The organism is Actibacterium pelagium, from assembly GCF_002285415.1.
Taxonomy (GTDB): Bacteria; Pseudomonadota; Alphaproteobacteria; order Rhodobacterales; family Rhodobacteraceae; genus Actibacterium_B; species Actibacterium_B pelagium.
In genome coordinates, this window is sequence record NZ_NSBU01000007.1 from 762,204 (window position 1) to 773,679 (window position 11,476).

The 11,476-nt window shown below is 55.8% G+C and carries 8 protein-coding genes; 7 read left to right on the plus strand and 1 reads right to left on the minus strand.

Features of this window, described 5'->3' with window-relative positions:
- Nucleotides 1-137 precede the first annotated feature (137 nt).
- From CLM58_RS12700 to CLM58_RS12720, 5 genes are all read left to right on the plus strand, one after another.
- Nucleotides 138-1,064 (plus strand): ABC transporter substrate-binding protein, encoded by a 927-nt coding sequence (locus CLM58_RS12700; RefSeq protein WP_095596274.1) that lies wholly within the window; start codon nucleotides 138-140, stop codon nucleotides 1,062-1,064.
- A gap of 117 nt (nucleotides 1,065-1,181) precedes the next feature.
- Complete coding sequence (locus CLM58_RS12705) at nucleotides 1,182-2,195, plus strand: quaternary amine ABC transporter ATP-binding protein (protein ID WP_095596275.1); 1,014 nt, start codon at nucleotides 1,182-1,184, stop codon at nucleotides 2,193-2,195.
- The gene (locus tag CLM58_RS12710) at nucleotides 2,195-4,177 is read left to right on the plus strand and encodes an ABC transporter permease (RefSeq protein WP_095596276.1); all 1,983 of its coding nucleotides are present in this window, start codon (nucleotides 2,195-2,197) and stop codon (nucleotides 4,175-4,177) included. Before CLM58_RS12705 ends, CLM58_RS12710 begins: the two co-directional genes overlap by 1 nt.
- The gene (locus CLM58_RS12715) at nucleotides 4,174-5,046 is read left to right on the plus strand and encodes a choline/ethanolamine kinase family protein (protein WP_229666103.1); all 873 of its coding nucleotides are present in this window, start codon (nucleotides 4,174-4,176) and stop codon (nucleotides 5,044-5,046) included. The genes CLM58_RS12710 and CLM58_RS12715 overlap by 4 nt, the downstream gene beginning before the upstream one ends.
- A 9-nt stretch (nucleotides 5,047-5,055) precedes the next feature.
- Nucleotides 5,056-7,488, plus strand: a complete 2,433-nt coding sequence (locus tag CLM58_RS12720; protein WP_095596277.1) for a GcvT family protein — start codon at nucleotides 5,056-5,058, stop codon at nucleotides 7,486-7,488.
- 181 nt (nucleotides 7,489-7,669) lie between these two features.
- Here CLM58_RS12720 and CLM58_RS12725 read toward each other — a convergent pair whose 3' ends face one another.
- Nucleotides 7,670-8,686, minus strand: a complete 1,017-nt coding sequence (locus CLM58_RS12725) for an AraC family transcriptional regulator (protein ID WP_095596278.1) — start codon at nucleotides 8,684-8,686, stop codon at nucleotides 7,670-7,672.
- Nucleotides 8,687-8,729: 43 nt separating this feature from the next.
- Between CLM58_RS12725 and CLM58_RS12730 the strand changes: the two genes are divergently transcribed.
- Both CLM58_RS12730 and CLM58_RS12735 read left to right on the plus strand, forming a co-directional pair.
- Nucleotides 8,730-10,181, plus strand: a complete 1,452-nt coding sequence (locus CLM58_RS12730; protein WP_095596279.1) for an aldehyde dehydrogenase family protein — start codon at nucleotides 8,730-8,732, stop codon at nucleotides 10,179-10,181.
- A 64-nt stretch (nucleotides 10,182-10,245) separates the two neighbouring features.
- Complete coding sequence (locus CLM58_RS12735) at nucleotides 10,246-11,445, plus strand: amino acid ABC transporter substrate-binding protein (RefSeq protein ID WP_095596280.1); 1,200 nt, start codon at nucleotides 10,246-10,248, stop codon at nucleotides 11,443-11,445.
- Nucleotides 11,446-11,476 lie beyond the last annotated feature (31 nt).

Here is an 11,476-nt window from a genome sequence, read left to right on the forward strand (position 1 = left end):
ACTATCGACAGTAAAACGTTGAAATTTGTTGATTTGAGGCGGGATTGCTGTTGGAATTGGATCATAACAGAGCGAGTCGGACGGCTATGCCCCCACGAGATGACATCGCCGCACAGAGTCAAAAGGGAGGACTTCCAATGAAATTTCTCGCAGCTGCGTCCGCATTATCACTTGCGGCGCTTCCGGTTATGGCTGACAGCGCCGATCCGATTAAGCTTACATTGCATGACTGGTCGGGTCAGTTGATCACTACCACCCTGATGGGAGAGGTGCTCAAAGCTGGCGGCCACAACGTCGAATATGTTCAAGCCGATTACATCGCGCAGTTTGCCGGGCTTGAAACTGGCGATCTGCATGTCGCTATGGAGATTTGGGAAACCACGGGCCGCGAAGCGATGGACGCTGCAACCGGCACCGGGAAAGTCGTCAATCTTGGCTCGACCGGGATGGACGCAATCGAAGAGTGGTGGTTCCCGTCTTATATGAAAGATGTCTGCCCCGGCCTTCCGAATTGGGAAGCTTTGAATGACTGTGCTTCCGAGTTTGCCACTGCCGAAACCGCGCCGATGGGCCGGTATCTGGGTGGACCGGTAACTTGGGGTGGTTTCGACGACGAGCGTGTTGAGGCCCTCGAGATGGACTTTGAAGTGGTTCATGCCGGTACGGATGCCGCGCTTTTTGCAGAGCTGGAGTCGGCTTACCAACGTAAAGCACCGATCGTCTTGTGGATTTATTCGCCGCACTGGGCACCTGCCAAATATGATGGTGAATTCGTGGAGTTCCCGCCGTATTCGGTAGAGTGCTACAATGATCCGTCGGTCGGGATTAACCCCGATGCGGCTTACGACTGCGGTAAGCCAACCGGTCCGATTTGGAAAGTTGCACATGCCGGGCTGCAAGAAAGCCACCCGGATGCCACCAAGGCAATCGTGAATTTCAACATCTCTAACGCCGATATGGGCGCAATGGTGGCTGAGGTCGATCTTAATGGCAAATCGGTTGAAGAAACCGTTGCCGCTTGGATGGATGCGAACCAAGACACCTGGAAAGCTTGGTTGAACTAAGCTCTTTCGTAAGATTGCGCCCGCCAGTTTTGGCGGGCGCACACAAAACCTCACAACAATAACGGCAATTCGGTTTACTTTCGAGCGACCGGAATAAAAGAGACCGAGAGACCTGATATGACCAACCAAGTTCTGTTGGATTGCCGAAATGTGTGGAAACTCTACGGCGCGCGAGCCGAAACAATTCTGCAAGAGAATGATTGTCCAGACCCAGAGGCGTTGAAAGCCGCAGGTGTCATCGGAGCAGTGCGCGCAGCCGATGTTCAGATCAATCGGGGCGAAATCTTTGTGATTATGGGCCTGTCTGGCTCGGGCAAATCCACATTGGTGCGGTGCCTGTCGCGACTGGTAGAACCCACCGCAGGCTCTATCCAATTTGACGGTATAGATCTGTTAAGCGCGTCAGATGCCGAGCTGATCGAGATCCGCCGCAAGAAAATGGGCATGGTCTTCCAGCAATTCGCCTTGTTGCCACACCTGACAGTTCTGGAAAACGTGGCGTTTCCGCTGGATGTTCAGGGTGTTGATCGCAAGACCCGCGAAGCGCGCGCCCGCGAGGTGGTTACGCTAGTTGGTTTGGAAGGGCGGGAAAACTATTATCCGCGCGAGCTTTCCGGGGGCCAGCAACAGCGCGTCGGTATCGCACGTTCTCTGGTTGTAGAGCCCGAACTGTGGTTTCTGGACGAACCCTTTTCCGCGCTTGATCCCCTGATCCGCCGTGAAATGCAGGACGAGTTCCTTCGTCTGCAGAACATGTTGAAGAAAACAATTGTCTTCATCACCCATGACTTTGACGAGGCGATCCGTCTGGCAGATCGGATTGCGGTGATGAAGGACGGGGCAATTGAACAAATCGCGGCGCCCGAGGAACTGGTGCTGAATCCGGCCACTGAATATGTGGCAGAGTTCACGCGACATGTGTCACGCGCGAAGGTCATCCGAGCCAAAACGATCATGTCGCCCGTGACGTCAGAGAGTTTCGCCGGAGAGGTCGACTGCCGTGCGACGGTTGAAAGCATTGCCGATCAGGTTGAGGCGGCCTCGGGGCCCGTACGGGTGCTCAATAACGGCGAAATAGTCGGCCAGATCGACAAACAGGCCGTGATCGACGTGCTTGTGGGGCGCAAGTGATGCGTCGCTGGATCACATGGAGCACAGGGTTCTGGGTCGGGCTGTTCGCAGTCACCTGGCTGCTGTCTTCCTATTCGTTTCAACTCTACAAGGCCCTCGATGCGCGGTGGATCGTCAGGTTTCCGAAAGCCTACGAATTGCCGACCGAAAGCCGGATCAGCGCTTTGCTCGACTGGCTTGTCGACTCGGCCCATTTTGTTTTCTTCACCTTTCGGGACCTAACGCGCGCCATCGCGGCGCTGATCGAAATTCCTTATCAATTCTTGCGGAATCTGCTGATTGAAGGGTTCCAAAGCGGTCTTGGCGCAGAAGCAGTACAGATAGCGCCGTCCCTCAGCTGGATCGCGGTGATCGGGGTGGCGGTTTTGATCGCGCACTTTGCCAGAGACTTGAGCTTGGGCGCCCTGACAGGCGTTTGTTTCCTGTACCTTGCAGTTTTTGGGCAGTGGGCCAGTGCCATGGTCACAATGGCGTCGGTTCTGATCGCAGTGCCGATCGGTGCGGTGGGTGGATTGCTGCTTGGTATCGCTGCCTATCGTAGCCCGCTATTCGAAAAGCTCCTGCGGCCGTTTCTTGATCTTATGCAAACTGTTCCGGTTTTTGCATACCTCGTACCGGTCCTTATCTTGTTTGGTTTTGGCCCGGTTGCGGCTCTTGTGGCGACGGTCATTTACGCCATGCCGCCAATGGTGCGGGTGACAATCGTTGCCCTCAAGGCGGTTCCTGAAGAAATCAAAGAAGCGGGGCGCATGGTGGGTTGCACCAGACATCAGATGATGTGGAAGGTGCTTGTACCCTCGGCCAGCCCGGCGCTGATGGTTGGCGTCAATCAGGTGATCATGTTGACCCTGAATATGGTGATCATTGCTTCGATGATCGGCGCCGGAGGTCTGGGGTTTGATGTGCTGGCCAGCCTGCGTCGTCTGGATATCGGCGGTGGTATCGAAGCCGGACTAGCCATCGTCGTCATGGCAATAGCCCTGGACCGTGTCAGTCAGGCTTTTGCCTCGCGTGGTGTACATGAGCATCGCAGCGGGAGTTACCTGAAGCGCCACCCGTGGACATCCACTTCATTTGCGATCATCGTCGGTACCCTTCTTCTGGGCCAGTTCATTCCTGCTGTGCAGACCTATCCCAAAGACCTAACCATCACCACCGGGCCGTTCTGGACGGCCTCGATCGAGTGGATCAACGTCAACTTCTTCGATGCATTCGAAGCGATCAAACTTGTGGTCTTGCAAGGGCTGTTGCTGCCAGTCAAAAAGTTCTTCACAGGCATTCCTTGGGCGTGGGGGATCATCGCTACAGGGCTTTTCGCGTGGAAGCTTGCAGGCTGGCGCATGGGATTGATGGCCATGCTTTTCATGGCCTTTATTTCGGCCAGCGGCCTGTGGGGCAAAACGATGGTCACGATCTATCTGTGCGGCGTATCCGTCTTTCTAGCATCACTGATCGGTATCCCGCTTGGCATCTGGGCGGCAGAACGTCCAAGAGCCGGCCGTGTCATTCTGGGTTTAATGGACACGCTGCAAACCCTTCCCAGTTTCGTATACCTCATCCCAGTGGTGATGTTGTTCCGCGTTGGCGACTTCAGCGCGATGATTGCGGTTGTGCTTTACGCGCTTGCCCCGGCGGTGCGGTATGCTGCCTTCGGTCTTCGCGAGGTGCCGGCGCATCTGATTGAGGCCGGGCGGATGGCTGGCTGCACCCCGCGGCAAATCCTCTTTCGGATCAAACTTCCATTGGCGACCCCGCATCTTTTGCTGGGACTGAACCAGACCATCATGCTGGCGCTTTCGATGCTGGTGATCACCGCTCTCGTTGGTACTCGCGATCTGGGGCAAGAGGTTTATATCGCGTTGACCAAGGCGAATGCTGGTCAAGGCATCGTCGCGGGACTGTGTGTTGCGTTCATCGCGATCATCGCCGATCGCGTGGTACATGCAGCCGCCGACGGGCAACGTAGGAGGTTGGGATTGTGAACAAAGCAATCGAACGTGCCGCTGGACTGTCCTGCTTCAAGGCGCCGACCGAAATCACGCCACTTGGTGGTGGGATTACCAATGTAAACTTGCGGGTTACGGACGGTGATGCCGACTATGTCGTGAGACTGGGTTCAGATATTCCCGAACACGGCGTTATGCGTTGGAACGAACTTTCGCTCAGCAAAGCGGCCTATGAACTAGGAGTGGCGCCCAAGGTCGTTCACCACGAACCCGGTGTTTTGGTTCTAGAATTCCTTAAGGCACGAACCTTCTCTGAAGACGATGTGCGTGACCCTGAAAACCTACCGCGTATCGTCGATCTTCTCATAAAGACACATCGGGGCCTTGGCGCGCATTTGACGTCGCCCGTACTGGCCTTCTGGCCCTATCAGGTCAACCAGACCTACATGACCAGACTGATTGCCGAAGGCTCGCCCCATGTCAGCAAATTGCCAGAATTGAAGGCAGAGCAGGACAAACTGATTGTGGCCACCGGACCCGTGGAAATGGTCATTGGGCACAACGACCTTCTTGCTGCCAACATTCTGGATGATGGCAGGCAACTTTGGCTGATCGATTGGGAATATGGCGGGTACAACACGCCGCTGTTCGATCTGGCCGGTCTCGCCAGCAACAACGGACTGTCAGAAGAACAGGAGCGCGAAATGCTGACCCAGTATTTCGGCAGCGATCCAAACAAGTTTTGGCGGTCCTACCAAGCCATGAAATGCGCGTCTCTGATGCGTGAGACCCTATGGTCGATGACTTCGGAACTGCATTCCGAACTTGATTTTGATTACGCCGCCTACACGGCCGAGAACTTCGACAGACTGCGAGCAGTCCTGTCCGACTTCCACAATACCTAAGAGAGTGACATGAGCCTGCCTTCTTCTTCGAAAATCATCATTATCGGCGGCGGTATCATCGGCTGTTCGACCGCCTATCACTTGGCTCAGATGGGCCACGAGGTGCTGCTGCTGGAGAAGGCTGGACTGACCTCTGGATCAACTTGGCACGCCGCCGGGCTGGTAGGGCAGTTGCGCTCGAATGCCAATGTCACACAGCTACTTGGGTATTCGATCGAACTGTACAATCGACTTGAGGAAGAAACCGGCTTGGCAACAGGCTGGAAGATGAACGGTGGCCTGCGACTGGCCTGTAACCAAGAGCGCTGGACCGAAGTCAAACGCCAAGCCACCACGGCCCATTCCTTTGGTCTGGACATGCAGCTTCTGACTCCACAGGAGGCACAAGATCTTTGGCCGCTGATGGATATCTCCGACATTGTCGGCGCGGCTTTCCTGCCGACAGATGGTCAGGCCAGCCCATCGGACATCACGCAAGCCTTGGCGCGTGGTGCGCGTAACGGCGGGGCGAAGTTGGTTGAGAATTGCCCGGTTACCGAGATTTTGACCGAGAAAGGCAAGCTTGTCGGTGTGCGCACGCCTCAGGGGGACGTGAGCTGTGAGAAACTGGTCTTGTGCTGTGGTCAATGGACGCGCGATCTGGCGGCAACGATCGGCGTGACCGTGCCTTTGGTATCGGTCGAACACCAATACATGATCACAGAGCCTTTCGGCGTGCCTTCCGATTTGCCGACCCTGCGCGACCCTGACCGGCTGACCTATTACAAGGAAGAAGTCGGCGGGTTGGTTATGGGCGGCTACGAGCCCAACGGCATTCCCTGGGCCGAAAAAGGGATTCCCGATCCCTTCGATTTCCAGCTACTGGAATCCAACTTTGACCATTTCGAACAACTCGTCGAACTTGCCCTGCCGCGGGTGCCCAAGCTGGCCGATGCAGGCGTTAAACAGCTTTTGAACGGACCTGAAAGCTTTACGCCAGATGGCAATTTCATTCTGGGCGAGGCGCCAGAAATGGCCAACGTCTTTATCGGCGCGGGGTTCAACGCTTTTGGTATCGCATCTGGCGGTGGTGCAGGCATGGCACTGGCAGAGTGGGTGGCGAAAGGCGCGCCGCCCTATGATCTTTGGCCAGTCGACATTCGTCGCTTTGGCCGGCCGCATACCGATACGGATTGGGTTCGCGCGCGAACGCTTGAAGCCTATGGCAAGCACTACACCATGGCGTGGCCCTCGGAAGAGCATCAGAGTGGGCGGCCCTGTCGGCGTTCTCCTCTCTACTCAACCCTAAAGGAATCCGGTGCGGTTTTCGGCGAAAAACTTGGTTGGGAACGTCCCAATTGGTTTGCTGAGGCCGGGGAAGAGGCCCGTGATATTTACACCTTCGAGCGTCCCAACTGGCATGGTCCGGTCGGCCGGGAACACACCGCTGCGCGAGAGTCTGCGGTTCTGTTCGATCAGACATCCTTCGCGAAATTCATTCTCACCGGACCGGATGCCGAAGCGGCGTTACAGTATATTGCTTCCAATCGTGTCGACAAACCGGTCGGCTCGATCATCTATACCCAGATGCTGAACGATCATGGTGGCATCGAGTGCGACCTGACATGTGTGCGCACGCGAGAAGACGAATATTACATCGTGACCGGCACGGGGTATGCCACCCATGACTTTGACTGGATCAAGCGCAACATTCCCCAGGGGATGAATGCAGAACTTGTGGACGTGACCTCGTCGAACGCTGTTCTTTCGCTGTTTGGACCGAAGGCGCGCGACATCCTTCAAGCTGTCACCAATGACGATGTTTCCGATGGGAGCCACCCGTTTGGTCGTGCGCATCGCATCGGGATCGCCGGATGTCCTGTTCTTGCGATGAGGATCACCTATGTCGGTGAACTCGGCTGGGAGCTGCACTTGCCCGCGGAATATGCGCAAACTGTCTATGACGCGCTTCATACTGCAGGGGCGCCGCTTGGTCTGCGCAATGCAGGTTACCGCGCGATCGAAACCCTAAGGCTAGAGAAAGGGTATCGCGCTTGGGGGTCAGACATCGGACCTGATCACACGCCGGACGAAGCTGGTCTTGGCTGGGCCGTCAAGATGAAGTCAAATATCCCGTTCCGGGGTCGTGACGCCGTGGCCAAGCAACGTAAGGACGGCATCAAGAAGATCATGGCAACCTTTACAACGGACCCGGATGTGATCCTGTCGGGCCGGGAAACAATCTACCGAAATGGAAAACGCTGTGGCTGGCTAAGCTCGGCGGGCTTTGGTCATACCATCGGAAAATCCATCGGTATGGGCTATGTGCGCAGCGAAACGCCGATTGATCGCGACTATGTTTTGTCAGGCAAGTACGAATTGGAGGTCGCGACCGTGCGAGTTCCGGCCGATGTGAGTGTTGCGCCGTTGTATGACCCGAAAATGGAAAAAGTGAAGGTCTGAAAATGGTCGCGTTTGAATAACTCGACTTTGATTGGGCAGGGCGCTGTTTAGCGTCCTGCGATGCCTAAGCCCATCCCTTAGGGGTGCCATAAAACGAGAATCAAGATTCTCGTTCGCGGCGCGGATATCCGCGAATTGGCGGTCCGGTGGTTTCCTTCTCAAGTGGAATTTCCCTGACGGTCTAGGGCCAGTCCGCAAAGTTCAAGGCAGGCGTCTCTTTCTGCTGCAATTGCTGGGCAAGATTGTCCCTGAACATACGCGGAGACTCAGCGCTTGCGGATTTGAAATACTTACTGAAGTGCGCGGGATCACGAAAACCAAGCCTGTCAGAGATTTCCTTGATAGAGATCGAAGAGCGCGCCAGCATCATTTGCGCTTCGTAGATCGTACGGTCCCTAATCAGGACGCTTGGTGATTTGCTCAATTTCTCTGTGCAAAGGTCGTGCAATCTGTCCGGGCTTATGCCCAGTTCAGATGCGTATTGGGCAACGGTCCAACGGTCACGAAAGCGGTTTTCCAGCAACTGCCGGAACCGCAGAAGCAAATTGCTTCCTCTGTCCGATACGTGCTGTGGCATAACCGTTTCGGGGATATTGCGCAGTAGCATCCCGAAAATCATTTTCAGGCTGGCCTCAATCATCGTCTGCTGGCCGGGTGCCTCTTGGCGCGCCTCTGTCTGAATTGTGTCAAAGGCTCTTTCTGCCTGCTCAACCATGCCACCTTTGTCGAGCAATTGACTGACGGCAGGGCGTTCCAACACTCGGCGAATGTCGGCGGAATCTGGACCCCGGCCAATAGATGTCAGCACGACTTGCTCTGGGATGGTGCAGATCACCGCTTCGCCCCCCGCCTGGATGCGAAAGGTTCTTTCCTTGTCCACCGGCGCGAGGAAAATGGACACGGGGGCAAGTGCCAAAGTCTCGTGCGCGTCTTCGATGTGCGCCGTTCCGGAAACGAGCAATGCCCCGGTCCAATGGCGTTCACTTTCAGACGGCGATGTCGACCAAACTCGTTCTCGAATCGTCGGCTCGATTTTTTCGGCTCTTAGCAAATTTGTCGGCTTTCTAGATACAAACGCTGATTTTTTCCGAAAATATACAATCAAATTCCATAAATATACATGTATTTGCGAGCGTTTTGCTCGTTTCAATATATGACGGGAGGAACGGTCTGCATGAACCGCACAAATCATATGCATATTTCGACGTGTCGGAATCTGTTCAACGGGATGTTGCTTCAAGATGTATGAAGCACAGTTGATCGTTGGCGGTAAGAAGGTCGATGCGCGTGATAAGTCGACTTATCAGTTGATGTCTTCCACTTTGGAAGGCCCATCAACAGTCGCTGCTGCCGCGACAGTTCGGGACGCTAAAAATGCGGCCAACGCAGCTGCGGCCGCGTTCCCGGCATGGTCAGTGACACCTGATGAGGAACGCGCAGCGGTTCTTAGCAAGGCGGCCGATACGATCGAAGCTCGCGCAGATGATTTCGTGGCCGTCATGGCCAGCGAAACGGGTTCGACCGAGGCATGGGCGCGCTTCAATTGCAAAATCGCCGCCAACGTTTTGCGGCACGCCGCGTCCCAATGTGGATATGAGCGTCATGTCGTGCGCGAGGGCGGGGACCCGCATGTGTCCTCATATCTGGTACGCCAACCGGCCGGGGTTGTTCTTGGAATTGCCCCTTGGAACGCGCCGATCGTTCTGGCGACCCGTGCGGTGGCAATCCCGCTTGCGGTTGGAAACACAGTTGTTCTGAAGGCGTCCGAGAGATGCCCGAAAACCCATTCGATGGTCATAGAGGCGATTAACGAGGCAGGGGCCGTTCCTGGCGCCGCCAATCTGGTGACCAATGCACCCGATCTTGCCTCTGAAGTAACCGAGGCCATCATCGCACACGCCGCCGTTCGGCGGGTGAACTTCACAGGGTCCACCCGGGTCGGTCGTCACGTGGCCGAAACCTGTGCACGCCATCTGAAGCCCGTGGTTCTGGAACTTAGCGGCAAGGCGGGCGTCATCGTACTGAACGACGCTGATACCGACCGGGCTGTTAATGCCGCCGTTTTCGGTGCCTTTTTCAATCAAGGCCAGATCTGCATGTCGACAGAGCGTGTGATCATCGACGATCAGTTGGCGGATGACTTCGCCGAAAAGCTTGTCCAACGCACCAGTGAGCTAAGCGTTGGTGACCCTAATACTCAACGCGTGAACGTGGGCCCGATGATTTCAGCGGACGCCGCCATTCGTGCGGGCAACCTGATCGAAGACGCGGTTTCCAAAGGGGCGCAGCTTCTGACCGGTGGGGCGATTTCAAAGTCCACAATGGAACCCGCGGTTTTGGATCACGTCGACAGTTCGATGCGTATTTATCACGAAGAAAGCTTTGGTCCGGTGTTGTCGATAATCCGTGTTCGCAGCGAGGACGAAGCCATCACCGTGGCCAATGACACCGACTATGCACTTGCCGCGTCTGTTTTCAGCGAAGACATCGCGCGTGCGCAGAAGGTCGCCGCGCAGCTTGAATGCGGCGTGTGTCAAATCAACGGGCCAACGGTTTACGACGATCCAAGGATGCCCTTCGGAGGCCTAAGAGCAAGCGGTTACGGAAAACTAGGTGGCGTCGAGTCCATCGACGAGTTTACCGAACTCCGCTGGATCGGAATTCACGAAAAAGAGGGCGAGCATTTCTTGTGATTACTCTGCCGAAGGCGCGGAACAGCGGCTCGGCCAATCTGCAGAAAGACAACGGGAGAATGTAATGAAACGCAGAACAAACCTAAAACTTGCCGCAGCCGCGGCGCTGGCCTTGGCACTGCCACAAGTGGCACTGGCCGAGGATACCTTGAAACTGGGTATCGTTGCCCACAAAACAGGGCCTTTGGCGGGCGGTGAGAAAGTCACCCAGACACCAAACGTCCAGCTTTGGATCCACGAGGTTAACGAACGTGGCGGTCTGAACGTCGGCGGGACCCAGATGAAGGTCGAGCTGGTTGAATATGACGACAAAACCAACCCGGGTGAGCATATCAAGGCCGCTAACCGTTTGATTAACCAAGACAACGTACACTTCATCGTCGCGCCTTATGGCACTGGCTTCAACATCGCTGCGGCGCCGATCTACGGTAAGTCCGGTTATCCGATGGTTGCGGTTTCGGCGATCACTGACAAGGTCGACGAACTGGCAGAACGTTTCCCCAACCTGTTCTTCACCCTCGGCACTACGACCGCTTTCGTAGAAGCCGTACGTGATATCCTGGTTGAGCAACGCGATGCCGGCAACATTGGCAACAAAGTCGCTATGGTGAACGTTGCTGACGCATTCGGAATCGAACTGGCCGATGTGGCCCGCCAAGCCTTTACCGATGCCGGGTTTGAGCTGGTTTACGACAAGTCGTACCCGCTTGGCACTCCGGACCTGTCGCCTGTTATGAAAGGCGCCAAGGCCTCGGCCGCGGATGCGTTCATCGCTTGGTCCTATCCGCCGGACAGCTTTGGTCTGGCAGAACAAGCGATCATCGAAGATCTTGACGTGTCGATCTACTACTCGGCCGTTGCGACCTCTTTCCCGGCGTTCTTCGGAGCCTACGGGTCCAAGATCGACAACGTTCTGGGCGCAGGCGGTACGAACGTCGACGACCCCAAAATCGCGGCTTATCGTCAGGCGCATGAAGAGGTGACCGGTGCGACACCTGACTTCTGGGCCTCAGCCAATACCTATGCTGCTTTGGAAGTTCTTGGTCAGGCGATCGAAGGTGCAGGCACTTTGGACCGGAACACTGTGACCCAGTACATCAAGGACAACAGCTTTGACACGATCATGGGCACTTTGGATTTCGAGAACAACTTCTCTGAAAAATTCTGGACCGTTGGCCAATGGCAGGACGGTGTGTTCCGGGGCGTCAAAGGCGTCAATGTCGACGGTGCTGTCGACGTACGCCTGAAAGACGGCTGGAAGTGATCTGAAAGCAATACTCTCTCGGCGCTTAGCC

What these genes read in the sequence shown, in the direction of transcription:
- CLM58_RS12700 (WP_095596274.1), top strand. Translation starts at nt 138, where the DNA reads ATGAAATTTCTCGCAGCTGCGTCCGCATTATCACTTGCGGCGCTTCCG.
- CLM58_RS12705 (WP_095596275.1), top strand. Translation starts at nt 1,182, where the DNA reads ATGACCAACCAAGTTCTGTTGGATTGCCGAAATGTGTGGAAACTCTAC.
- CLM58_RS12710 (WP_095596276.1), top strand. Translation starts at nt 2,195, where the DNA reads ATGCGTCGCTGGATCACATGGAGCACAGGGTTCTGGGTCGGGCTGTTC.
- CLM58_RS12720 (WP_095596277.1), top strand. Translation starts at nt 5,056, where the DNA reads ATGAGCCTGCCTTCTTCTTCGAAAATCATCATTATCGGCGGCGGTATC.
- CLM58_RS12725 (WP_095596278.1), bottom strand. Translation starts at nt 8,686, where the DNA reads ATGCATATGATTTGTGCGGTTCATGCAGACCGTTCCTCCCGTCATATA.
- CLM58_RS12730 (WP_095596279.1), top strand. Translation starts at nt 8,730, where the DNA reads ATGTATGAAGCACAGTTGATCGTTGGCGGTAAGAAGGTCGATGCGCGT.
- CLM58_RS12735 (WP_095596280.1), top strand. Translation starts at nt 10,246, where the DNA reads ATGAAACGCAGAACAAACCTAAAACTTGCCGCAGCCGCGGCGCTGGCC.